The sequence below is a fragment of the uncultured Alloprevotella sp. genome (genome assembly GCF_963536905.1).
Lineage (GTDB): Bacteria > Bacteroidota > Bacteroidia > Bacteroidales > Bacteroidaceae > Alloprevotella.
The window spans coordinates 1-24,718 of record NZ_CAUTBW010000022.1 but is presented as its reverse complement, the minus strand read 5'-3'; the positions used below and the strand labels follow the sequence as shown (position 1 = coordinate 24,718).

Sequence of the window (24,718 nt, the reverse complement as noted above, 5' to 3'; positions counted from 1 at the left end):
GCAGAGAGTTTCTAACGCACTTTTGACGGATGAAAGAAGCGAAGAAACTTTCCTATTTCTTTACAATAACACCCTACAATATAATGCAGCGAATCTTCCCCTCCCCTTTGTTTTTCCGCGTGTGCCGCTTGCGGTACGCTCTCTTTCTCCTCCTCTTTCTTGCGATAAACGCACAACTTTTCGCTGCCCGTCCGCTCTTTTCGCGCGGCCGTTCAGTTTATAGCATTGTGCTTTCCCCTGATGCTTCGGTGTCGGAGCAAACAGCCGCCCGCGAGTTGCAACAGTATTTACGAGAGATGAGCGGTGCAACACTCCCTATCTCGCACAACCTCACCACCGCAGGCCCTTGTATCTATGTGGGCTATAACGCGAAAGTGGAAGCGCTGACCCACGCCCCGCAACCTGCAACCAACGACGAGACCTTCACCTATCGCACCATCGGTCAGCACCTCTGCATCTATGGCGGGCAAGAGCGGGGCACGATGTATGGCGTCTTTGCCTTTCTGGAGCAGCAGCTCGGCATTCGCTGGTACACGCCCACTTTCACCAAAGTGCCGCAGCGGCGCACATACCTCCTGCCAGCTCTCAACCATACGGAAAGTCCCGCTCTGAAGATTCGCCAGCTCTACTACCATGAGGCTATGGAAAATCCAGTATGGTGCGCCCACAATCGGGTCAATTCCATTCATTCTTCAGTGCAGAACGAATATGGCGGAATGTATTCCTATGGTGGCATACATACGTTTGAAATTTTGATGCCTCCTCACGAGTTCTTCGCCACCCACCCCGAGTTTTTCAGTCTCTACGATGGCCGCCGCATTGCCGATGGGCAACTCTGCCTTTCCAACCCTGCAGTGCTGCGCACCATGATTGCCCGCCTTCGCACCTATATAGATGAGCATCCAGGGCACTGGGTGTACAGTGTGTCGCAAAATGATAATCAGAAACCCTGCCAATGTGCCAACTGCCGCGCCTTGGAGCAGCGTTATGGCGGTCATTCGGGTTTGATGGTATGGTTTGTCAATCAGGTGGCAGCTGCTGTGGAACAGACGCATCCAGGCACACTGGTGAGTACGTTTGCTTATCAGTACACGCGCCATGCGCCGACAGGCATTCGGCCGCGCCATAATGTTGTTATCCGCCTTTGCGACATTGAATGCTGCCTGGCTCATCCCATTGCTTCCGATGCGCAGAACGCGGCGTTTCTGAAAGATTTGCGCGACTGGTCTCGCATTGCTCCACGGCTCTATGTATGGGACTATGTGGTCAACTTTAGCAACTATCTGCTACCTTTCCCAAATTTCAGCGTGTTAGCCTCCAATCTTCGCACCTTCCGCGACAATCGTTGCATTGGCGTGATGGAGGAAGGGCAATATCAGTCGGGCGAGAGCGAATTTTCTGAACTCCGCGCGTGGCTCTTGGCTCAATTGATGTGGAACCCAGAGCAGGACACCGATCGCCTTATTCGCTGCTTCATCACCGACTACTACGGAGCAGCGGCACCCTACATACAGCAGTATTTCTCAGCCTGTCAGGAGCTTGTAGGCCCTGATGTTCATTTTCAGTGCCGCATCTATGCCGATGATGCAATGTACACCGACCGTTTCCGCCTGCGTGCCGCTCAACTCCTTGAGCAGGCGCGCCGCGCTGCGGCTGCCGACACGTTGCTAAGCCGTCGTGTCGACAATGTGCGCCTGCAGATGCTTTATCTCAATTATGCCCGCTCTGGCAATCTCCAAAATCCTCCCGCCGAACTCCTGCGCATTCTTCGTCGCAGCCGCACGCATATTGCCGAACCTCTTTCCGCCGAGAAATTTTTAGAGGGGAAGCGGTGAGGAGGTGGAGGAGCCCCCTCCATCTCCCCCATGAGGGGGAGTGCTCTGTTGCCTCTTGTTTTGGCTTGGGGTAATTGTTAGGAAAAATTGATAAAAGCTTGTTGAGTTTGGAGAGGAGAAAATCTGTGCGTGGGCGAAGATGCTGGAAAATTTGTGTGGAAAGAATCGTTTTTTTGTCATCAAAAAATTGAAATCTGCTGGATTTTTGTGGAAACGAGGCTTTTTTGCCGTTTTTTTGGCTTTGTGGGGTGAAAAAGGAGCTTTGTTTGCCCGTCGGTTTCCTTATTCTGTCAGCTTACTTCCTTATTCTGTCGACTGGCACAATAAGGCTGTCAGCGGATAGCCTTATTGTATCTGCGAATATCCTTATCCTGTTGTTTTGCGAGAAGGGGAGAGCGCCCGGAATTTGTATGAACGTTCGTCGATGCGCACCTTCTCCGGTGCAGAAAAGTTGGACTTTCTTTGACAGCAATAAAAAACCTCTAACGCCAAGTGAGTACTTGTTGTTAGAGGAGGTCTGTATAATCCGTCGTTGGAATTAGACGGCTCTGAGTTAAAGTAAAAAAAGTTATGTGTTCGTGTGTAGTAAGAGAACCGCGGTGGCAGGCTGTGTGACCATAGGTGCCGTGGGCGGTTACTTTAAGTCGGTTTTTTCGTCTCTATGTTCCGTGTTCTCTTGTGTAGTTCTGTTCTGAAAAATAGCCCAGCGGGCTTTATTCCTTGGTAGGAGCACTCTTAGGGTTAATTTTCTCAATCATATCATCGAGCACAGGAATGATTCCTAAAACCGTCTCTACATCTAAGCCACATTGAGTGAGGTTGTGGCAGATGGCCGCAGGAAACTTGGCTGCTTCTTGCTCCATAGCGCGCCCTTCCTTTGTGAGGGAAACGATGCGCTGGCGGGAGTCTACCATTCCGCGGGTGCGTACCACGATGCCCTGTTTTTCCATGCGCTGGAGGACAGGTGTGATCGTGTTGGTCTCCAACTTGAGGCGGTGGGCAATTTCGTTGACGGGCTGGTTGTCGTTCTCCCAGAGCACCATCAGCACGAGGTATTGCGGATAGGTGATGCCTAAGTTGTCGAGCAGCGGCTTATAGCTCTGCGTGATGAGGCGGCTCGCCGTGTAGAGGCGGAAGCACAATTGGTTGGACAGTTTGAGTTGCTCGTATGCCATCGGTGATGTGTCAATTGTTATGAATATTGTGAGAGCCGCTTAGAGCATTTTCTCGATGTCCTCAACGAGTTTGTTCGGGCTTGTGATAGGGGCGTATCGCTTGATGGTATTTCCGTCGCGCGAGATGAGAAACTTGGTGAAGTTCCATTTTATGCGACTGCCCAGAAAGCCCTTTGTGTGGCTCTTGAGATACTTGAAGATGGGGTCGGCCTCGCTGCCGTTGACATGCACCTTCTTCATGATGGGGAACGACACCCCATAGTTCAGTCGGCAGAACTCTTCCGCTTGTGAGCCGTCGGCCAGTTCTTGATTGGCAAAGTCGCCCGAGGGGAAGCCAACTACCACGAGTCCGCGTTCCCGATACTTCTGGTATAGTTTTTCCAAACCGGCAAACTGAGGCGTAAAGCCACATTTGCTGGCCGTGTTAACAATGAGCAGGACTTTCCCTTTCAGTTCTGCGAAAGATAGTTCTTTTCCTGTGTTTGTCTGTGCTGTAAAATCGTAGATGCTGGCCATGTTCACTTTTTTATTAAGTTCCTGTGTGGTTATACTATTCTGATTTGCTGGCGAGCTTCTCTTTTTTCGGTCCGCCTTTGAGCGAGCGGTGAACACCTTTATCCTGTTTGTTAACGCGCTTTATATCGTTCGCGACGCAAAAGTAGGGTGTTTTCATAAAATAAGCAAGATTTTTGACCGAATTTTATAATTATTTAGCAAATATCGCACGCGATGCAACGCGGTTGTATCATTTATAATTCTTATTAACTTTATCTTGTTCATCCGCAAGAAAAACGAAGCAATATAGGCTATGCTGATTGACAGAAGGGACACAGCAAGCGTGGGATAAAAAGAATCGGCACGCATCTTTTGGGGAGATGCGTGCCGATATGCTAATGGGCGATGTTAGGAGGGCTTTATTTGTAGCCGTGACTAACGCGCCAAACGAAATGCCAGAGGCTGTAGATGGGATAACCGATGACGCCGCGCGGATAATGGAGAAGCAGGTGCTTGTTATCGTTCATCGTGCGGAAGAGATGCCCCCATTTTGTTTCGCCTGCCTTTTTGCCCCGCCCGCCACGGGAGAAGTTGCCACCCTGCATAATGGTTTGCATCAGGAAGTTGCCTTCTTTGGTGTCTGGCTCGCAGAGTAAATACTGCTCTTCCAGTCCGAGAACGCAGTGCTGTACGAACATCATGGCACGGGCAAACTTGTACATACGGATGCGCTTGAGCCATTTCACCGTTTCTTGTCTTTCCTCCTCCGTGAAGCCTTGGCGCAGGATGTAGTAATAGTCCACAATCTGTCGCAAGCCGATGCCCTCGCTGAAGAAGTGTTTGTAGATATGCGCCAGAGAGTAGATGCGGTCGAACGCAGCCGTTGGAACTCCAATTTCTCCCACACCTTCAGGCAATTCGACACGGTGGGAGAATTGCTCTTCTTCCAAAGATTTTGTGAAACGATTGACTTGCCAGAAAGAGTAAGGCCATTGTGGATTGGCCGGAATGAAGTGTACTTCCACTTCCGCATCCTCGAAAATCGGATATTGAGCATGGTGGAATTCCATCTCCAGCGGTTGGCCGATTTGTTCTTTCAAATAGCGGTACACCTTCTTCCGTCCGCCTTCCACCCAGATGTCGATGTCGCCCGATTGGCGGCAGTAGGGATTGGGATAGAGACGGGCCACGCCTTGTCCCTTCAAGATGCAGGAGCGAAAACCGTCCTGTCGAAACTTCTCGGTCAGTTCCGCAGCGCGCAAGTTGAGAAGTTTGTTTTTCTGCTCTATTTTCTTCGCCAATACAAACCATTCCATCATCAGTTCCGTAGGTGGTTGTAACTCTTTGGGCAGTTGCTGAATGCCCACATAAAGCAATCCCGCCACAGCATGGAGTCGGGCCGTGTCGTAGATTCTTTCCCACTCGTCCGGACTGATCTGATTTTTGAAAGTGACCTTGTGTCCCAACGACACTCTTAGCAGTTTGAAGAAAGGGTTCATAGTTGAAAAAGGAATAACTAAGGGGAGAAAAGCACAAATCTCTTTGGCAAAACGAGAGAAAGGCGTTGTGCTTCTCTGCAAGAAGGTTATGAGTGGTTGCTCATGAGCTTGATGAGCAATTCCATTTGTTTGTTTAGATTAAAATTCTGCTGGCAGTAGCGTTGTCCGTTTTCGCCCCAAGTTCGGAGTGTAGCCTTGTCGGTCTGTGATAATTGTATCAGTCGCTTGGCCAGCATCTCTGGATTTTCGGCAGGAGAATGTAGCCCGCATTGAGCCTCCTCGATGACGCTCTGTCCCTCGCCATTGACCACCGCTAAGATGGGTTTGCCAGAGTTCATATAAGCTTGGAATTTTGCAGGGAGCGTGAGGCGGAAAATAGTGGTGTCGTGGAGAGATACGAGCATCACGTCGGCTCGCTCGAAGAAGAGCGGCATGGATTCCAGCGGGTGGCGCCCCACGCAGTGTACCGTGTCCTGCAACGAATGCTGCTGTACGAACGCCTCCACCCAAGGACGTTTTCTTCCATCGCCAACAATAACGAAGTGGATGTCCTTATGGTCTTTGAGTAGGCGGGCTGCCTCCATGAGTGTCTCAAAATTCTGTGCCTCTCCAATATTTCCAGCAAACATGGCGATAAAGCCCTCGGGCAGCGCAGGCAACTGGTAGGCTGTTTTCTCTTCGAGGGCTTTGTCGGCCCAATTAGGGAAGTAGACGATTTTCTCTTTGAAATCCCCCTTCTCCAGTATGGACTTTTCAAAGCCGTGGGAACTGATGAGGATTTTCTTAGAGTTACGGTAGATCCAGCGAGTGATGCGAGAGAATATTCCGAGAACTGTTTGATTGTGGATATTGCCTGCATATTGAAGGCTCTCGGGCCAAAGATCCAGCACCCAAAAATAGACAGGCGTACGTCGGATTTTCTTGGCGATGATAGCAGAAATACCGATGGTCACAGGCGATGTTTCGTGAACGAAAATAGCATCGTAGTGGTGGCGCAGCGACAAGCATGCAGCCCAAACGGATGTGGTGATAGCCGAAGAAAGGTAGTTGAAAGCGAGGCGCAAAGCGCCAGCTTTTCCGCGCGGCAACTGGAAGGCGCGGTAGACTGTAGCGCCAAACACCTTTTCCTTGCGCCGGCGGAAAATACCGTAGTCATCGTAGAACTTCCCCGCAGGATAGTCGGGGATATTGGTGAGTACCGTCACATCGTGTCCTCGCTCCACCAGCTCCCGGACAATGTCGTTGACCTTAAACTGTTCTGGATAGAAATGCTGGGAAATTACAAGTACTTTCATGAGGGCAGAATTTGGAAAATGCAGCTATGCGCGCGCTCCTTTGGATATGAGATTTTTTAGAATTTACGCCACACCATCTTATTGACAACGCCCACGTAGCTTTGGATGATTTTCACCACCTTGGTGCTGACGTTCTCGTCCGTATAGTTGGGCACGGGCATACCAAAGTCCTCGTTGCGGTTCATCTCTACAGCCGTCTCTACAGCCTGCAAAAGGCCTTTTTCGTCAATGCCGGAGAGGATGAAGCAAGCTTTGTCGAGCGCTTCGGGGCGTTCGGTGGATGTGCGGATGCAGACAGCGGGGAACGGATGGCCCACGCTGGTGAAGAAGCTACTCTCTTCGGGGAGTGTGCCTGAATCGGAAACAACGGCAAAAGCATTCATCTGTAGGCAGTTGTAGTCGTGGAAACCGAGAGGTTCGTGCTGAATGACGCGGTGGTCGAGCTGGAAACCGCTCTGCTCAAGACGCTTGCGGCTGCGCGGGTGGCAGGAATAGAGAATCGGCATGTCGTATTTCTCCGCCATTTTGTTGATGGCAGTAAAGAGCGAGGAGAAATTCTTTTCAGTATCGATGTTCTCTTCACGATGGGCAGAGAGCAGGATATATTTACCCTTCTCAAGGCCAAGACGCTGGTGGATGTCGCTGGCTTCGATGTCGGCAAGATTCTGATGGAGCACTTCGGCCATAGGAGAGCCGGTGACATAGGTACGTTCCTTCGGTAGGCCCGTATCAGCCAGATAGCGACGCGCATGTTCTGAATAGGCCATATTGACATCGGAGATAATATCCACGATGCGGCGGTTTGTTTCTTCAGGCAGACACTCATCCTTGCAGCGATTTCCCGCCTCCATGTGGAAGATAGGGATGTGGAGACGCTTGGCACCAATCACGCTCAAGCAGCTGTTAGTATCGCCCAACACCAGGACAGCATCGGGCTTTGTTTCCACCATCACTTTGTAGCTCTTATCTATGATGTTTCCCATCGTAGCTCCGAGGTCGTCGCCAACAGCTTCCATGTAAATATCGGGATCTGCCAGTTTCAGATCTTTGAAAAAGACACCGTTGAGGTTGTAGTCGTAGTTCTGACCCGTATGAGCCAGAAGCGTGTCGAAATACGTACGACACTTATTGATGACTGCTGCCAGTCGGATGATTTCAGGGCGTGTGCCGACGATGATGAGCAGTTTAAGTTTTCCGTTGTCTGCGAAATGTTTCATTGTAATAGTCTTATTTGATGTCTTCTGGGCGAGACGGTTCATAAGGACCAGCCTTTACCTCAAGAATAACAGAAGGTTCGTAAACTTCTATGGTATGCCACTGACCAGCTGGGATTTGTAGGCCGTAGACTCCGTTGGCCGTATTGAAATGATGGCGCGCTGTTTCGTTGCCATTATCATCGTAGAAAATCTCATCTAACCGACCGCGGAGCAGGAGGCAGGTTTCAGAGGTTGTGGGGTGGCGATGGATGGGCACAATGGTTCCAGGTTCGAGTGCATTGAGCATTCGTTGCGACTGCTCGTTGGCATCGTTGCGGAGGTCCATAGCCGCGCGTCGGCGCTCCGAAGCTTGGGCCTTCTTTTGTAACTCGTCTAAGAGTTTATCATTGATTTCCATGAAGCAAGAGAGGAGTTAGTCTTGTTTTACAACAGGTTCTCCGAACGTATCAGGGTGATTCGGGTTGAAAATCTCATTGGCCCACATCACTGTGACAAGGTTCTCCGTTTCTGAAAGGTTGATGATGTTGTGCGTATAGCCTGGGAGCATGTGGACAGCTTGGATGTTGTCGCCGCTCACCTCGAACTCTATGATTTCGTCCGTTCCAATCTTGCGTTCCTGGATGAGGCCGTGGCCAGCAACAACGATGAAGAATTCCCACTTAGTGTTGTGCCAGTGTTCGCCCTTCGTGATGCCCGGTTTAGATATATTGATGCTGACTTGTCCGCAATGCGGCGTGTGGAGCAGTTCGGTGAAACTACCGCGCGCATCGATGTTCATTTTCAGCGGAAAAGCCACTTTTTCCTTGGGCAGGTAACTCAGATAAGTGGAATAGAGTTTTTTTGCGAAGGAGTTGTCTGGAATCTCGGGCATCATCAGCGTTTTGGGCTGCTCATGGAAGGCATTGAGGAGTTCGACTATCTCGCCGAGTGTGGCCTTGTGTGTGATGGGTGCGTAGCAGTAGCGACCGTTGGACAGCGGTAGGACCTCGAGCCCTTCAAACTCGCAGCGGTGCGCTTTCCCCTCCAGGGCGTCCAGCATCTCCTGTACGAGGTCGTCGATGTAGAGCAGTTCGAGTTCTACATTTGGGTCGTTCACCTGAATAGGTAAGTCGTTGGCAATGTTGTTGCAGAAAGTGGCCACCGCAGAGTTGTAGTTGGGGCGGCACCATTTTCCAAACAAATTTGGAAAGCGGTAGATGAGCACTTGAGCCCCAGTTTCTGCAGCGTAGTCGAGGAAGAGATCTTCGCCCGCTTTCTTTGAACGTCCGTATTCCGAATTGCCGAATCGGCCCGTCAGAGATGCTTGCTGAGAAGATGATAGCATGATGGAGCAGGTGTTGCCGAACTCCTTCAAGGTGTTGAGGAGCGTTGTGGCAAAGCCGAAGTTTCCTTTCATAAACTCCTCTGGGTCTTTCGGACGATTGACCCCTGCAAGATTAAAAACAAAGTCGGCTTCTTGGCAATAAGAAATTAGGAGTGCAGGTTCGGTGTCGATGTCGTACTCAAAGACTTCTTCGATATGTAGAGCTGGCCGAGTTCTGTCTTTCCCCGCTTTTATGTTTTGGAGAGTACAGCAAAGATTCCGCCCAACGAACCCCTTTGCACCTGTGATAAGTATCTTCATTGTGATGTGTGGTTTGATTAGTTTCTGAGACTTTTCTGTCTCACGGTAGCAGAAGCCTATCTGACGCTCCTCTTGTTTGGCTCTCGAAGAGGTCGGCCGAGTTAGAAAGATCCGACCAGTGAGAAAAATCTTTTCTCATTCAAGAGAAGCTCACATGCTGCTTCTTCTGCCTATTCGCTGCGAATATCTCGAGCCTTGGCGCGTTCTTGAAGCCCCAAGTCCTCACGAATGAAGCGCAGTTTAAGGAGCAGCTCCTTCATGCCCTCCACATCCAAGCGGCGCGTATTGTGAGAATGGTAGTCCTCAATCTGAGACACCTTTTCATCCCCCTCCTGGAAGAATTTGTCGTAGTTCAGGTCGCGCGTGTCGCAGGGAATGCGGTAGTAGTCGCCCATGTCGATAGCTCGCGCCATTTCCTCGCGCGTCACCAAAGTCTCGTAGAGCTTTTCGCCATGGCGCGTGCCGATGACCTTTACCTCTGTCTCACCATATTCGGGTTTCACTTTGACGTAAGTCTGCTTCAGAGCCTCAGCCAGCGTGGAGAGCGTGGCAGCAGGAGCTTTCTGGACAAAGAGATCTCCGTTGTGACCGTGAGAGAAGGCATAGATAACCAGGTCTACCGCGTCGTCGAGCGTCATCATGAAGCGCGTCATGTTCGGGTCGGTAATGGTGATGGGTTTTCCCTCCTCCATCTGTTCCACCCAGAGAGGAATGACCGATCCGCGACTCGCCATCACGTTGCCATAGCGTGTACAGCAAATGGTGGTTTTAGCATTTTCGCCCAATTCGCGCCCTTTGGCAATGGCCACTTTCTCCATCATCGCCTTGGAAATACCCATGGCATTGATGGGATAAGCCGCTTTGTCGGTGGAAAGAACCACAACATTGCTCACGCCGTGTTCGATGGCCGAGAGCAACACATTATTGGTTCCTTCTACATTCGTGCGAACAGCCTCCATCGGAAAGAACTCGCACGAAGGTACTTGCTTCAAAGCAGCAGCGGAAAAGACATAGTCGACGCCCGACATAGCGATGTCGACCGATTCCTTATTGCGCACATTGCCGATGTAGAATTTCACTTTCGGATTCTGAAGCATGTGGCGCATATCATCCTGCTTCTTTTCATCGCGGGAGAAGATGCGGATTTCCTTGATGTCGGATTGAAGGAACCTGCGAAGTACGGCATTGCCGAACGAACCAGTTCCACCAGTGATTAACAGCACTTTGTCTTTGAAAACGGACATAGATATGGTAAATTTAATTTAGTATTGTTGTTTTATTGAGTATATGTTCAAAAAGAGAGGATAATTGTAGCAAAAAATATCCTTATTGCGTCAGCTGACATCCTTATTGCGTTAGCTGATAGCCTTATTGTGTCAGCTGACATCCTTATTGTATTTTTGGCTAAGTAGTTATACTGGAAAATTTGGTCTTAAAGAGGTGTAAGAAGCAGGCTAAAAGTCAGAAAGAGACGGCAGTTTTGAACGGATAGTATGTGACTGAAATTTCCCTTATCAATGTTGCATGAGATATTCTTGTAAATACTAAAGATAGAGAAAGAGGGGTTTCTCTCAGCCTCCACATTGTGCTGACTTTCGTTAGTCGTTGCTATAAATCAACTTGATGAGTTCGTTGATTTTGTTCTTAATCTTTAGTGTGGAATGAGGAAGAGGGTTCTGTTCGTAGTCTTCGATGGCCCTTGCTATATCGTTAGCATCGTAGGGATTGAAGACCGCCGTTGGGCTGCAAACTGCGTGAGTGAAAGGAAGGTCGGATGCTATAATGTCGCATCCTGCTGTTGCTGCTTCTATGAGTCCTAATCCTAAACTCTCGTCATGGGAAGGATAGACAAGCGCCTTGCATTTTCCATAGATGCTGACCACGTCATCAAAAGGAATGCACCCATGGTTGATGATTTGTACTCCCTCTTCTTTTGCTTTTTGCAGCTTTCCCAAGAATGCGGTATCTGTTGGTCCTATCGTCAAATGTAGAGTTCGGTCGATTCCTTTCTTGTGGAGAATCTTCCACGCCTCAAGCAGTGCATCATGGCCTTTTGCTCCTCCATAGTATGCACCGATCAGCGCGTAGTCCTGTCGCGTTTGTTGGTTTGCACATTTGTATAGACTCTCAGGAATCTTGAAGAAAGGGAAGAGTGAAATCTTTTCTGGTGGTTCTTTTAGGTGCTGTTCCAGTTGATAGGCTGTATTCTGAGTTTGTACCAACCAATAATTGGTGTTGCCTTTGAGACATCTAAATACTTGTCGCTTCAACCATGCTTTCCAATATGTTTTTGGAGAAAACCCTTGGAGTGTGAGTAGCGAGATATTGTGGAAATAGGTATATACAGGTACTTCAAGTTTGATAGGAGCAGGAATGTTACCGAAGCAGAGCACTGCCGAAAACTCTCGAGAGTGTTGTTGATAGAATCTTCTGCGTCCTCGCATGGTCGCCTTTAGACTTTGCTGGTGTGGTAATCGTCTAAATTGGCTGCCACATCTTTCATCCGTCAGCAAGAAGAATTCTTTTTTTTGCTTTTGTAACTCCTCAACGAGATACTCCAGCAGAACGAGTCCTCCTCCAGCATTTATGTATAAAGAGTCTATAAGAATCATTCTATTCTTGCAAGAATCTTAAAATTTTTCCAACTTGGGCTTTTGAATTCTTCTCACTTTGGATAAAGGCTTGTGCTTTTTCTCCTTTTTCTTTTAAGATATGTGTTGGCAGAGATAACACATGGTCGATTTCCTGCGCCATTGCCTCAATGGATAAATCCGTAGGCGTAAACATGTGAGTGTAGTATTCTGATGGAATACCCTCAAGATGGTAGCCCATCATAGGCGTTCCCGATGCAAGATATTCAATGGTCTTTGAGGGGAAAGAATAGCGTGTGATTTCTTCGTCTGGCTTTCGTGGATTTACAACTAATGTTGCAGCTCTTTGTAATTGAATTACATACTGATGGGGTTGTCGTCCTTTGAAAATAATGCGAGAATCTTCTTTTGCTTTTTGTTGTATGTAGGCTTCGCTAGAACCTGCTCCGCAAATGATGAGTCTGTAGCTTGGATTTGAAGTCTTTGCAAAAGCATCTACAAAATCATTGATTCCAGCAAAAGGTTGGATTGTTCCAGCGTAAAGGATTGTTTTTTGATCTAATTTTATATCAGTAAGATTTTGAGAGGCTTGTATGTCGCTCTCGTGCCAAATTCCTTCGAGAACTTTGTTCTTGCCAATGGCCGCTGGAATTTTTTCCGTCATGGCCGCTGAGAGCAAAATGAACTTATCAATGTGTGAGTATTGTTCCTTAATGGTTTCTATTTCTCTATTGATGAAGAAACGTTTGGGATATTTTTGGTTGTCTTTGAAAAGTAGCGCGTTGTCAACCAAGTCTGTAACAATGGTAGCAAGATGCACGTTCTGATGTGATGCCTTTATTTTAATGATAGGAGCAAGCATATAGCTGATGGTGCTATAAGCTATAATGAAGTATTCTTCATTGTCATCAGTAATGTAGGCTTCTATTTCTTTGCGGATGTGCCGTTCGATAGACAATGGTTTTAACCCCATAATGGCGTTATAGCCTATGCTCACTAACTGCACCTCTTTAGATAATGAGGCCCTATATTCAGGAACTCGTCTTAGTTTAAAGTGAAGAGGATAAGTACCTAAGAACGGACAGGAAAGTATTAAGGCAGAAACTTTATTTTGGATCAAACCATCAACAATGCCCCATTGAAACTCATTAGGTGCATTTTGTAGATAATTGTTTCTGCAATTTTCTGATAGAAGGCCTTCTATGGCTTTTGGATACAATCCTGATAAGAAAATAACTTTCATGCGGAGAGATTAAGATATTTGTTGTGCTCGAACTCTTTGATAGTGGATACTGAATAAAAGAAAGAACAACATATATGTTCCAAAAAGACCAGAAGCAATAAAGCATGAAATGATGAAAGCTATCATCATAGTTCTACCTGTAAGAGTATTGTTCTTAGTTAATCTGTATGTATATAGACCAAAGAAAAGAAGGGAAACAACGCCTCCCCAAGCAATGATGAGCTGAATGGAATTTAAGTAGACATATTGTGAGTCCGCATTTGTTATTTCGGATCTAAAAGTAGGCATATCATGGCTGTGATAGTAGGCATTTTGATTACCTAGACCTAAGCCAAGCCATAATTTGTCTTGTTCCACTTCAGAAAGAAACGTATATCCAGAAAAGATTCGCTGATAGCCTGAAGAACCCTTTTTATTGTCTTGATTGAATGATATCTCATTGATACGGCCTAGATTCTTATTAACCGCTTCATTGTTGGAAAAATGAGAAAAGGTAATACCTCCAACGATAAAAAGAAGTAAGACGATAAATATGTTAGTTCCCTTTTTGCTTTGTTTGGAGAGAAGAATCTTAAAAGTAGAAATAATCACGACTACTCCCATAATCATCAATCCATTTCCTGATTGTAGAAGGAGAAGCACGAGTGAGAGAAACAGAAACTCTTTATTTGTAAAAGGATTTTCTTCGCGGAAGGCTAAAATAATGTAATATATAGCGATGTAATAGGCAAAGTGTGCTGGCTCAAGGAAAAAAGAAGTGAAACGACTTAGATTTTCTTGTATCTCAATGATTTCTGCAGAAGATCGGTCTATGGCGAGTGGTATATGAGGGATAATACCTATAATCCTAATTTCTGCAAAATAGAAAGCAGAGAATTGAATGAGGAAAAATATGCTACATATCCAAACAAGAATCTTGTAGTATTTCAGAGCTCTATCCCAATCTACGTATTGAAGGGCTAAGCACAAAGTGAAATAGAAACCTCCTATTGCAATTAGTTTATGTATATAGTCTTTTATGCTAAACCAATCTTCAGATATATTGAGAATGAAAGAAACAACAACTAAGAGAGTTAGCAGTATGATAAAGAACTTGTTGAAGTATAATTTTATGTTCAGCCTATCTTTAATGACCAATATGAGTGAAACAAGCAGTAGGAGTATTTTTCCTATGGAAAATCCTGTAATGCCAATACCATACACATCAAGGATAGGAAGCGCTAGCAATAAAAAAGTAAAGAGTTTATTAAGCATGCCGATGATCCGAAGAAAGTGTTATTTCAGCCAAATACCCTTTGCACGTTGAGTCAGTATCTTTCTAAGTTGCAGAGTGTATATAATTGTATAGAGGATATGTATAATTATAAGCGAATAGATTACACCTAAAACTCCAAAAGTCCGCCCTAAATAAAGAGCTAACGGTATGTGTATAATTAGTCCTGCAGTGGCAACGTATGTTTGTAGTTTTATTGTTCCCATACCGTTTAAAGAATATGTCTGAAGCGAACACCAACTGAGCAAAAGTAAGTAAACTCCAACGGCCAACGTTAAGGAGAATGAGACGGAAACTTTATTGCCAACCCAAATGTGGTAAACTATGGGGGATATTATCGTTAAACAAATCATGAGAAGCGTAATTCCCATGAACAAGAGTATCATTTTTTTATAAACGTTATTCATCCATGTGTAATCTTTCTTTGTATAGGCATCGGTAAATGCAGGCCAAAGAGGCCCTAAGACTATGATGAAAATCATTTCAGCAATACTCAGATATTTATAGGCTATATTGTAAGATGTAACATCTAGGGAACTAGATACGTTAGATATAAGAATATTGGTTGATTGATAGAGGATAACAACCTGAAGTTGCAGCAGAAAAAACTTGAAGCCTAAGCTGAAAAGACTATGAATATGCTCTTTCTTAAAAGCTTTTATAGAAGGAGCAACAGCTCTAAATTTTGTAGTAAACAAGATGATAGATGCTACAATCATAACCACGATAGGCATCATAGATATGGCAAAAGCAAGACTCAAAAGAGACGGAGGACAGAATTTTGTGAGTAAGAATATGGCTGCCAATGATAGGCAATTACCAATCACTGTAAAAGAGGAAGATAGCGCTACTTTCTGATAAGCTGCAGCAACAGCAGGGATCACTCCTACTATCATTTGACAGCAGAAAAAGGCTACCAATGCATACATTACGCGTGTTATTTCAGTATTATATTGCGTACTGACATTGAGAAATGCCGCCCAATTTACGCAAGGAACAACTATTTCAAGAATGAAGCAAAGCGGAACAAATATTGCAAGCATCATGATGTAGGTCGTTGATACTAGACTCTTTCCTCTCTCCCAGTTTTGTGTAGCTATGGCCTCTGCAAGTTTGTTCTTTAATCCAAGCGTAAATCCGATATCAAAGAAGTTAAGCCAAATGATAATAGAGGAAAGAGTTAGCCAAATTCCATACATCTCAGAATTTACGTACCCAAGAGTCATGGGAACTAATAAGAGTTGTATTAAAATGCTAATTCCTTTGACGAAGAGAGAACCTATAATATTCGTTTTTACAGCTTTTGTCCTCTTACTGCCAGAAAAAAAACTATGTATCAAAGATTGGAGGAACATAATAGTATTCAAGGAGTACTTTCCTTTTTTCTTATGATTAAATAGTACTTGAGTCTCTGTATTGTTTTAAGCGGAAAAGATTACAAACGCATATTTTTTTGCGTTTTGTGGCTTTCTATTTCCAATACGCCTCAAAGACGTGGTGGCTCACTTGTTTTTCTTTGGGTGGGAGCTGCATATAATCTCCATAAGTGGAGGTTAGGTAGTCGTCGTAGCCAATCATTGCTTTGAACGTGTATTGTTCGAAAGGAATGTCAACGACTTGTTCCATGTCCTGTTTCTTGAAGCTATGGCGGCAGATTCTTCCTAGGCAACATTCAAAGATATGATTGTAGCCCTTTCCGTTGTGCTTTTGACAATATCTATCTATGATTTTGGCTAATTTGCGGAACGACCAAGGCGACAATAAGAGGCTGGCGCATGAGGCGAAGAGGTTTTTGCTCAAAGAGCGTTCCTTTCTCCAAGCCAAGGTTTTTAGCGTATAACAATTTTGTAGGAAACGGCGGCGTTTGTCGAACTTTTCCCATTCAGCTTCATCATCGGGAACATCGTCTATAGGGAAAACATCGATGCCTACTCCCATGTTTGGAATATTGCTTTTGACTGCCTCCACTTCTATTGTTCGTGTGTCGAAAGCTTTGGCGTAGGGGCGATTCCAAAGCGGATTTCTTTCGAGAGAATTAAGGGAGTATTTCTCGTCTAAAAGAGAGGGGAAAGCAGTGACTAATTTATTGTAGTCTTCTCGAAGGAGATAAATATCTATATCGTCATCCCAGGGGATGAATCCTTTGTGGCGAATGGCACCGAGTAGTGTCCCACAAGCCAGTGAGTACTTTATGTTGTGCTCATTGCAAAACTTGTCGACAGCAAGCAGAATATCAATTTGTATCTGCTTGAACTCTTCAACGGTACTGATGGGTTTCATATATTTAGATTTATAGTTTTCTTCACCTCTTTCATGTCAAGTTGTAAACCAAAAGGAATCAATATTCTGCGGTAGTATATCTCACGATCACAAGTGAGGCGAAGAAGGAAAAGTAGTTGACATCACCGTGAGTAGGAAATATCCTGCTATTTGGCTACTTCAGTTGATTTATCAAAGATGAAATCTTGATTAATAACTTTGTTAAGATTCAAAGGAGGAAGAACAAGTCCGTTGAGAACAGAACCTTCAGTCTTAGCGTGAATGATACCTCTTAATGTTCCTGTGGCGATTGTTCCAAGATAGCGTAGAAATGTTACGGAGATTTTGCCTTCTTGCTGTAAGTTGCTCATGGCATCTTTTTCGATGGCAAAAACACAGTCAACTTGTGCTATGAGTAGCAGATTTTCGTCCTGACTGTAATTGACTTCTACAGAACAGAGTACATTGGGGATATCTTTCTTCAGTGCAAAATGAAAAGTTGTAGAGATAGAGACCTCTCCTCCATTGATGTATTTCTCAGGGAATGTAGCAAATTGAGTTGTCTTGATCTCGTGTATTCTATAGGGAATAGTATTCATTGTTCAGGCAGCATTTATGACATTGGATTCATCAGCAGTGGTAAATGCTTTTGCGAAACTTGTTGTGCTGATTTTATTTTGAACATAAAAGTTTTGTTGGTCAACCTTTATATATTCTTCAGAATCTGTAAAAACAATTTTTGGAATTTTGTTGATGGCTAATGAGAGTGCTACGAATTTACTGAGTTTGTGATCGTAGTCGCCCGAAAGGAGCTGAGAAACGTAGCCTTTACTGCATCCCAAAAACTCCGCTAATTGTGATTTGTTCAGATGTTTTTCTTTCATGAAACTCTCCATCTGTCGATAGAGTTCCATCTGTATTTTTGTTGTCCAATATTCGGGGCTATGTAGGAGTTCTTCTCGTTTCATAATTATAGTCGTTTGATTTTCTTCAAAAAAGAAATATATTTTTCTTTAATGCTTCGGAACTTAGCTTGATCTTTCTTCTGATTGGCCTTTGTGCCTCCAATTACAATTATTTTTCCACCTTCTTGTTCTATGGCATATACACGGAGGTGTCTTGTCTTAATTTCATATTCGCGTGGAAAACCTCTATCATAGGGATGAAACTTGGTGTAAGGGACTGATTTGAGATTTGCTACATCGTTCATAATGGCATATAGAGAGGGAATTTCTTTACGATATTGTGCTTCAATGTTATTTTCAAATTCATCGAAGGGGCAGACTTCATCTACAAACAGTTTGTCGAATCTTTGACGACCTACTACAGCTTCTATTCTTTCAAGAGCAAAAGTACTCATATTATTGTTTAGTTGCAACTAAACCTTAGGGTTTAACATTTATTTATCTGTTTTCGACAAATGTTTTCTGACTATTTTTTTCTTTTGACACAGAGTTCTTCAAACTTTAATCTGCCCTATTTATCCCCCATTCATACACTTCTTTCATCTTTGGAATCTGAACTCCCTTTTCTTGAGCCAGCTCAATGATGAAACGCATACCAAACGGGAAATCCTCGGTGAAGTAGCGGCTGTGGAAATCAGGGAGAAAGCCTCCTTCCACTTCTTTCATAGGGGAAAGGATGCCTTGAAAGGCGGGGATGGTGCGGAGTTTATGTGCCAGCGATGCTGCATCGTGGCTTTCGTAGTAGGTGAGTACGTCGGGAATGGCTTCGGGGCGTACGGGGAGTGTGCGGAGCAATGTTTGAAACTCCGCATCCATATCTATATATAGTTGAGCAGCTTCCAGTGTCCAATCGGCGTAGAAATAGGGATTCTTATCGTAAACAATGCCTTCGTGCCAGTCCTTCCAAAGCATATAGAGACGGGAGGGATGAAGCAAGGGGTTGCTATTGGTGAGGCTTGCCTCATAGTGGCTTTGCAACAACTGCGTGGGAGTGTGGAAAAGTTGCTCGATAGTGAGGCGCAAAGCCTCTTTGTCGGCTGTTTGCTCTACGGCAAGGTTGAGCAACGGCTTGTAGCCTTTCAGTTCGGCACTTCTACCATATTCTGTGGTGCGGGAGATGAACGGAACGCGCTGAAAGCCAAATAGTGGTTGCTCTTTGGGCAGCAGGCGTTGGGCTTCAAAGAAAAATCCCGTACTGGAAACGATGCTCCCCACTGCGGCAGTGGCCGACAGATAGGGGCGAATTTTCTCCAGTTCCTCGCGAATGGCAAAACCGGGGAGGCAGAGCAGAACGATGTCACTATGAGGTATAACATCTTCTGCCCGATTGGTAATCTGCACAATTTTTCCAACATACTGCTTTCCGTTAGGGTCGGTCACCATCACAGTATCTGCCCATTGCTGGGGGTGATTTGTTAGCAGGCTGACGCGGTTCTGAGGATGTGCAGCTAAGACGCCGAGGACAACGTGGCCGAGATTTCCTCCACCGCAGATGCAGATATTCATTCCTTACAGTGTTTTGAGTGCATCGACAAGTGTGTCGTTGTCCTTTTGGTCGCGCACAGCGATGCGCACATAGTTTTTGTTTTTCAGTCCGTCTTTATTGTCGCAGTCCTTGATAAGGATGTTAAAATCCATGAGTAGACGGCGTGTGAGTTCCTCGCTGGTGTATTTTTCTGTAACCTGGCAGAGGAAATAGTTGGCTTGGCTCGGGATAACGCGGAGGAAAGGAATGTCCGTGAGGCGCGCCATGAAGCGTTCGCGTTCGGCTATGAACTTCTGGCACGCGCGGTCGTAATCCTTCTGATATTTACCGAAGATTTGCATGTAGAATTCCGCAAAGCTATTGATATTCCAAATGCTCACATCGTGCTTCATCCAGTTGATGAGCGCTTCATCGCTGCTGGCCAAAATTCCAAGGCGCAGACCTGGAACGCCATAGCTCTTGCTGATGCTCTTCATTACGGCCAAGTTGGGATAAGCCTGGAGAATCTCGTTGTGGAGCAAGCTATTGTTGCGGAAGTCCTCGCTGAAATCCACAAAACTTTCATCGACCACGAAGAAGATATCGCGTTCCTTACACCAAGTGGCCAGGCGCAGCACATCGACCATTGGGATGAAATTGCCGCTGGGGTTATCGGGGTTGATAAGTAGGAGCGTTGATAGCTTCTTGTCGGCATAGAAGCGGATAAGATCATCGGCCGTATAGGTGAGATCGTCATTATCGGGCGTGAAACCTATAATCTCCGTCTGCTCCTTGCGGTTGGGGTATTCTTGGAAGGTGGGATAGACCACACCGATGCGGCCTTCCACGCGTTCCATCAAACTCTTGATAAGTTCGGCCGCACCATTTCCTACCACGGTGTATTTCTGTCGAATGTCAAAGTATTTGGCCGCAATGAGGCTATTGACATACATTCCGCTGGGGTATTCCGAAAGCAGAATGTCAAAGTTGGCGCGCAACTCATCCTTCATGTGCGCCGTCGGGAAATAGGGATTGACAAGATAACAGAAGTCGAGGAGTTTTGGGAAACGCCAGTGGCCACCAAACCGCATATTGTAGCGGTACATAAACTCGTCTTTGTCGGCAAACAATGTTTCAGCAATATCCAAATCCTGTACGTCGTCTATTTCGTACCATTTAGCCCCGTTAGTAATGGGTAGAGCTTTCAGTTCTGCATTATCAATCAAGGTGATAACGCGCAACACCTGCTCGTAGTATTCATTGTTTCCCAGTGCCTTACTATAGGCATCGAGGAAGGGGACATACTTGTTTTGCGAGAACTCACGGGAGAATTTGTAGATATTGACCGTTTTGTAGTAGCTATCTACATCTTTATATTTGAACGCCTTTTTAGGAATGAAATTGACGATATTGTTGTCCTCATCGATGCGAACCATTGTCCCGTCCATCCAAGTCTCGTATTTATCCACAAGGGCGAGGTTGGGGTAGGGATTATCCAGAATCATGCGGAAGAGGCTATCGTCGAAAATCAAGTCTGATTCGATGAGTAGCGTGTCGTCCTCCTGCAATTTATCTTTGGCAAGTGAGAGCGAATAGATATTGTTGGTCTTGTCATAGACAGGGTTGTTGACATATTCAATCTTGAGACAGTCGTCGTAGCGATGGCCTATGTAGTCGATAAGGTTCTGCCCTTTGTAGCCCACAACAATGACAACGCGGCTCAGTCCCAGTTGTGAGAGCTGACCGAGTACGCGGTCGATGAGACGCTCCCCATTGACGGGTAACATACATTTGGTGTTGTCTCGGGTATATTCCCCCAGACGGCGGCCCATACCAGCCGCAAGGATAATGGCTTGCATTATGTGTTGTTACTTATTTCAGTGTTTTATATTTCATACCATACAGCAGGATGGCGATGTAGCAGATGAGGGGGACGATAAAGGCTTGAGCCAAGCCTGAACGTTCGCCGATGAAGGCCATGATAGTGGGGGCTACTGCGCCGCCTACGATGCTCATGATGAGATAGCTGCTGGCTTGCTTTGTCTGCTTGCTGCCCAGTCCGCGAATAGAGAGGGCGAAGATGGTGGGGAACATGATGCTCTCAAACAAATAGACAAAGAAGAGAGCAACTGTGCCTATCATGCCGCCCGTGAGCAGGATGACGAACGTGGCGAGGGTGGCACCTAAGGCGCAGAAGGTCAAGATGCGTTCGGCGCGGATGCGACTCATGAGCCAACTGCCGCAGAGGCGGCCCACCATGAAGAGACCCATGCAGCCAAAGGCGAGGAGCAGGGTGGCTGTAGTGGTGGAGATGCCTACAGCGGGATCGGTGGTGTAGTTGATAAAGAAACTGTTGACTCCTGTTTGTGCGGCCACATAGAGCATCAGCACGAGGATGCCGAACTTAAAATTGCGGTGTTGCCAAAGGGTGCGGGCTTTCGTTGCGTTTTCTTCTGCTGCATCGTTCTCTGTTCCTACTTCTGGTAGGGGAACTCTACTGAAAACTACTGCCATAAAGAGGACTATCACGCCTATGACAGCGTAGGGGATGACAACGTCGTTGTTTTCTGCTCCCTCTCGGAAGAGAAATAGACCTACGAGCGGGCCGAGAATCCACCCTAAGCCGTTGAACGATTGGGCGAAATTGATGCGTCGCTCTGCTCCTTCTTTGTCGCCCAATACTGTGGCGTACGGATTGGCCGATGTTTCGAGGCAGGTAAGGCCACAGCCGATGACGAAGAGGGAGAAGACGAAGAAATAGAACGTGAGGAGCGGACTGCTCAGTAAGCTACTGGGAACAAAGAGTAGTGCTCCAAGGGAGAAGAGTACGAGTCCCGTGAGGACGCCGGCTCTATATCCGAATCTGCTGATGATCTTCCCTGCTGGAATGGCCATCAAGAAATATCCTCCATACACGGCGTTTTGCACGAGTGCTGCCTGCGTCATGGAGATATTGAGCGATACTTGAAAGTGCTTATTGAGTACATCCAACATACTGTGGGCAAAACCCCACATGAAGAAGAGGATGGTGATGAGGAGGAACGTGAGCCTCACCCCCTTACCCCTCTCCAAGGGGAGAGGGGAGTGTATGCCTTTGTTGGGTGTGTCTATTTTTATGTGGTGGTTGTTGGGTGACATGCTGTTACCCCTCTCCCTTCGGAAGGGGGAGTGTATACTTTTGTTGGGTGTGTTTGTTTTTATGTGGTTGTTGGTGGGCATTTGTCTTTATAAAAGTGGTGTTTTATTGGTGCTAACTATGCTTATACGAGGTAACTACGCCCCGTGGAGAGGGGAGTGTGTATTTTTGTTGGGTGTGTCTGTTTTTATGTGGTTGTTAGGTGTCAGTTTATTTGTTCAAGACGTAGTCTTTTATGTGGTTGATGACTGTTTGTAGGTGGTAGGTAACGTCTTCGTTTGTGAATCGTAGGATTGTATATCCATAGGCCTCGAGGTCGTGGGTTCGTAGTTCATCATGAGCCTTTTGTTCGGGGCTTTCGTGGTATTTTCCGTCCACTTCAATGATGAGTTTTCTTTCCAAGCAAATGAAGTCGGCAATATAGTCGGCTATGGGGTGTTGTCGGCGAAACTTTATGCCACAAGAAAGCTTTCTGAGTTTTTCCCACAACACCTTTTCGCACGGCGTCATCCCTGCGCGATTCTTGCGCGCAAATTCTTTTAGTAACCCATACCTATCCGGATTTGCCGTTTCATAATCGTACATAACTCATAGTCATAGTATTAGTATTCCGTTCTTATCCGACATCGTCTTTCACAGGAGTATTCACTCCCCTCTCCTTTTGGAGAGGGGTAAGGGGGTGAGGCAAGGGGGTGAGGCCTTTTCTTTTTAGCTCTCGGTTCAGGTAGAGATGCATAGCAGTCCACACCAGAATATCGATCAGAACAACGATGTTGATGTTGAGTATGCAACTCAGCGCGAGTGTCAGGACTACATAGCCCATAGCAATAAGGAGGATGATCACCATGGTGCGGCGATGTGTGAACCCCAGGGCTAAGAACTTATGATGGATATGTGTTTTGTCGGGATGGAAAGGGCTTTTACCGCGGCGCATACGTCCCACCATCACACGGATAACGTCGAAGCACGGGACGAGGAGGAGACTGAACACCACGATAAGCGTATTGGGTAAGTGGAGAATTTCTGGAGCGTGTCCCAACATGCAGAAACGCACGGACAGCATACCGAGAATCAAACCAATGGTTTGGCTGCCACAATCGCCCATGAATATCTTGTGCTCTGTCTCGGCACGTCCGAAGACATTATAATAGAAAAACGGAACAACTACGCCGAGTGTGGCAAAAGCAATGATACTGAAAGCAGCGTAGCCATAGAGCGTGGCAAAGATGCCAAAGAAAGTGAGGGCTATCATGCTCAGTCCCGAGGCCAGACCGTCTATGCCATCGATAAGGTTAATGGCATTGATGATACCCACAATGAAAATCACCGCCAGGAGATAGCCAACGAGTGGTGGAATCTCATAGATGCCCAAAAGGCCGTAGAGCGAGGTGAAATAAGTGCGAGAAAGCACCAGCGCGATAGCACAAATGAATTGGAAAAAGAATTTCACTTGGTAGCTGAGTCCAAGCAGGTCATCGGCAATTCCTTCGCTGTAGATGAGCAGTATGGCAAAGAGACAGTAGGCAACGGTGCGCCCATCGACTACAAAGAAGGGCGAGATACCAAACATAGAGGCGATGACACTCAAGAGCGATATACTCATGATGATGCTGGGAGTGAAGGACACTCCCCCTAAGCGTGGCACTTGTACGGTATGCACTTTACGGCCGTCAATAAGGTCGAAGAGTTTTCGCTGGTAGGCTATGCGGAGGATTTCTCGTATCATCAGCGTAGCCATGACTGCACTGAAGAAAAAAGCTAAGAAATTATAAAGGAATATCATGGGATTTAGTTATCTGTCTGAACCCGAGAGCTTTCGGGATACAGTTTGTGGGGCCATATAGAGGCGAGAAAGAACACGTTATTACCTAATCGATTCTGGCTCGACAGTTTGCAAAGAGGTATTCTCTTAGCTCCCTGCAAACGATGTATGCAAGTGAAAAACAAGAGGCTACAGAGAAAAATCTGTAATCTTATGCCTCAAAGGGGCAAAGCAGAGATAGACATTGCCCTATTGTAGGCCTGCAAATATACAGCTATTTTACTTAAAAATAGGGAATAGTGACAAATATCTTACAAAGTGTTGTAATATGAAAACAAATAGAAGCACTTGAGAGGCAGAGAGGATGCACTTTTCTGAGAGAAAGTGAAAATCATAGGCCTGTAGCTTTCCGTTGCCGAGTTGTGTAAGAATACTTATGGTTTGAAACCGAGAGGGTAGAGAGACATAAAGGGGGAAGTGTTGCCATGTCCTGTCTGCTTCTTTCCATGTTAGCTTGGCTGAAAAGTTTCTCCGAAATCTCAGAGAGTAAATCATTCTTTTGTAAAAATAGTTCTTACTTTGTTGGTGAGAGAAAGGCTGAGAAAACTTCGCTTCCGTATCAGTTCTTTCTGTTGGCCTTTTATGAGGGCGTTTTTTATGATTGTTTTCGTGAATACAATAAGGATGCTGGCCAACATCCTTATTGCGTCAGTTCACTTCCTTATTCTATCCGCCGATGCAATAAGGAAACTGACGAATGGCAGAAGTGTGTTGCTCTCTTCAAATGCTGCGTTTTTTGCGAAAACGAGGCGATTTTTACAGGAAGTTGGATACTGTCCTAAAAAAGTGTGTAAGCTCCAAAGTTCTTATATTTGTAGTGAATA

Annotated in this window: 23 protein-coding genes; 2 read left to right on the top strand and 21 right to left on the bottom strand. The window is 46.0% G+C overall.

The window, feature by feature from the left end:
* The first annotated feature begins 83 nt into the window (after positions 1–83).
* Both ABLA33_RS05415 and ABLA33_RS05410 read left to right on the top strand, forming a co-directional pair.
* Complete coding sequence (locus tag ABLA33_RS05415) at positions 84–1,835, top strand: DUF4838 domain-containing protein (protein ID WP_347719537.1); 1,752 nt, start codon at positions 84–86, stop codon at positions 1,833–1,835.
* A 139-nt stretch (positions 1,836–1,974) separates the two neighbouring features.
* Positions 1,975–2,178, top strand: coding sequence for a hypothetical protein (locus ABLA33_RS05410; protein WP_347719536.1), 204 nt, complete (start codon positions 1,975–1,977; stop codon positions 2,176–2,178).
* Between the two features lie 370 nt (positions 2,179–2,548).
* On the opposite strand, the gene ABLA33_RS05405 is transcribed toward ABLA33_RS05410, so the two are convergent.
* The 21 genes from ABLA33_RS05405 to ABLA33_RS05305 all read right to left on the bottom strand — a co-directional run bounded on the left by ABLA33_RS05405 (position 2,549) and on the right by ABLA33_RS05305 (position 23,855).
* Complete coding sequence (locus tag ABLA33_RS05405) at positions 2,549–3,010, bottom strand: MarR family transcriptional regulator (protein ID WP_347719535.1); 462 nt, start codon at positions 3,008–3,010, stop codon at positions 2,549–2,551.
* A 39-nt stretch (positions 3,011–3,049) separates the two neighbouring features.
* Entirely contained in the window at positions 3,050–3,526 is a 477-nt protein-coding gene (locus tag ABLA33_RS05400) for a glutathione peroxidase (protein WP_315089725.1), read from the bottom strand.
* A gap of 398 nt (positions 3,527–3,924) precedes the next feature.
* A complete protein-coding gene (locus ABLA33_RS05395; RefSeq protein WP_347719534.1) occupies positions 3,925–5,004 on the bottom strand; it encodes a nucleotidyltransferase family protein in 1,080 nt (359 codons plus the stop codon).
* 86 nt (positions 5,005–5,090) lie between these two features.
* Positions 5,091–6,299 (bottom strand): glycosyltransferase family 4 protein, encoded by a 1,209-nt coding sequence (locus tag ABLA33_RS05390; RefSeq protein ID WP_315089728.1) that lies wholly within the window; start codon positions 6,297–6,299, stop codon positions 5,091–5,093.
* 56 nt (positions 6,300–6,355) lie between these two features.
* On the bottom strand, positions 6,356–7,516 hold the full coding sequence (wecB, locus tag ABLA33_RS05385; RefSeq protein ID WP_347719533.1) for a UDP-N-acetylglucosamine 2-epimerase (non-hydrolyzing): 1,161 nt from the start codon (positions 7,514–7,516) through the stop codon (positions 6,356–6,358).
* 10 nt (positions 7,517–7,526) lie between these two features.
* Positions 7,527–7,913, bottom strand: coding sequence for a WbuC family cupin fold metalloprotein (locus tag ABLA33_RS05380; RefSeq protein ID WP_347719532.1), 387 nt, complete (start codon positions 7,911–7,913; stop codon positions 7,527–7,529).
* A 15-nt stretch (positions 7,914–7,928) separates the two neighbouring features.
* Entirely contained in the window at positions 7,929–9,140 is a 1,212-nt protein-coding gene (locus tag ABLA33_RS05375; protein WP_347719531.1) for a capsular polysaccharide biosynthesis protein CapF, read from the bottom strand.
* A 170-nt stretch (positions 9,141–9,310) separates the two neighbouring features.
* The gene (locus tag ABLA33_RS05370; RefSeq protein WP_315089733.1) at positions 9,311–10,384 is read right to left on the bottom strand and encodes a polysaccharide biosynthesis protein; all 1,074 of its coding nucleotides are present in this window, start codon (positions 10,382–10,384) and stop codon (positions 9,311–9,313) included.
* Between the two features lie 354 nt (positions 10,385–10,738).
* The gene (locus ABLA33_RS05365) at positions 10,739–11,752 is read right to left on the bottom strand and encodes a glycosyltransferase (protein ID WP_347719530.1); all 1,014 of its coding nucleotides are present in this window, start codon (positions 11,750–11,752) and stop codon (positions 10,739–10,741) included.
* A gap of 1 nt (position 11,753) precedes the next feature.
* Positions 11,754–12,974, bottom strand: coding sequence for a glycosyltransferase (locus tag ABLA33_RS05360; protein WP_311489492.1), 1,221 nt, complete (start codon positions 12,972–12,974; stop codon positions 11,754–11,756).
* Between the two features lie 9 nt (positions 12,975–12,983).
* Positions 12,984–14,228 carry a hypothetical protein gene (locus ABLA33_RS05355; RefSeq protein WP_347719529.1) on the bottom strand — a complete coding sequence of 415 codons (1,245 nt, stop codon included), beginning with the start codon at positions 14,226–14,228 and terminating at the stop codon, positions 12,984–12,986.
* Positions 14,229–14,249: 21 nt separating this feature from the next.
* The gene (locus ABLA33_RS05350; RefSeq protein ID WP_311489494.1) at positions 14,250–15,614 is read right to left on the bottom strand and encodes an oligosaccharide flippase family protein; all 1,365 of its coding nucleotides are present in this window, start codon (positions 15,612–15,614) and stop codon (positions 14,250–14,252) included.
* 103 nt (positions 15,615–15,717) lie between these two features.
* Complete coding sequence (locus ABLA33_RS05345) at positions 15,718–16,527, bottom strand: LicD family protein (RefSeq protein ID WP_347719528.1); 810 nt, start codon at positions 16,525–16,527, stop codon at positions 15,718–15,720.
* A gap of 146 nt (positions 16,528–16,673) precedes the next feature.
* A complete protein-coding gene (locus ABLA33_RS05340; RefSeq protein WP_347719527.1) occupies positions 16,674–17,105 on the bottom strand; it encodes a hypothetical protein in 432 nt (143 codons plus the stop codon).
* Between the two features lie 3 nt (positions 17,106–17,108).
* Positions 17,109–17,474, bottom strand: coding sequence for a helix-turn-helix transcriptional regulator (locus ABLA33_RS05335; RefSeq protein ID WP_347719526.1), 366 nt, complete (start codon positions 17,472–17,474; stop codon positions 17,109–17,111).
* Between the two features lie 2 nt (positions 17,475–17,476).
* Positions 17,477–17,866, bottom strand: coding sequence for a hypothetical protein (locus ABLA33_RS05330; protein WP_347719525.1), 390 nt, complete (start codon positions 17,864–17,866; stop codon positions 17,477–17,479).
* A 106-nt stretch (positions 17,867–17,972) separates the two neighbouring features.
* Positions 17,973–18,977, bottom strand: coding sequence for an NAD/NADP octopine/nopaline dehydrogenase family protein (locus ABLA33_RS05325; protein WP_347719524.1), 1,005 nt, complete (start codon positions 18,975–18,977; stop codon positions 17,973–17,975).
* 3 nt (positions 18,978–18,980) lie between these two features.
* On the bottom strand, positions 18,981–20,795 hold the full coding sequence (locus tag ABLA33_RS05320; RefSeq protein ID WP_347719523.1) for an aminotransferase class I/II-fold pyridoxal phosphate-dependent enzyme: 1,815 nt from the start codon (positions 20,793–20,795) through the stop codon (positions 18,981–18,983).
* Between the two features lie 13 nt (positions 20,796–20,808).
* Positions 20,809–22,074 carry a sugar MFS transporter gene (locus ABLA33_RS05315; protein WP_347719522.1) on the bottom strand — a complete coding sequence of 422 codons (1,266 nt, stop codon included), beginning with the start codon at positions 22,072–22,074 and terminating at the stop codon, positions 20,809–20,811.
* A gap of 208 nt (positions 22,075–22,282) precedes the next feature.
* On the bottom strand, positions 22,283–22,657 hold the full coding sequence (locus ABLA33_RS05310) for an endonuclease domain-containing protein (RefSeq protein WP_347719521.1): 375 nt from the start codon (positions 22,655–22,657) through the stop codon (positions 22,283–22,285).
* A 31-nt stretch (positions 22,658–22,688) separates the two neighbouring features.
* Positions 22,689–23,855 carry an MraY family glycosyltransferase gene (locus ABLA33_RS05305; protein ID WP_347719520.1) on the bottom strand — a complete coding sequence of 389 codons (1,167 nt, stop codon included), beginning with the start codon at positions 23,853–23,855 and terminating at the stop codon, positions 22,689–22,691.
* Between the last annotated feature and the right edge of the window lie 863 nt (positions 23,856–24,718).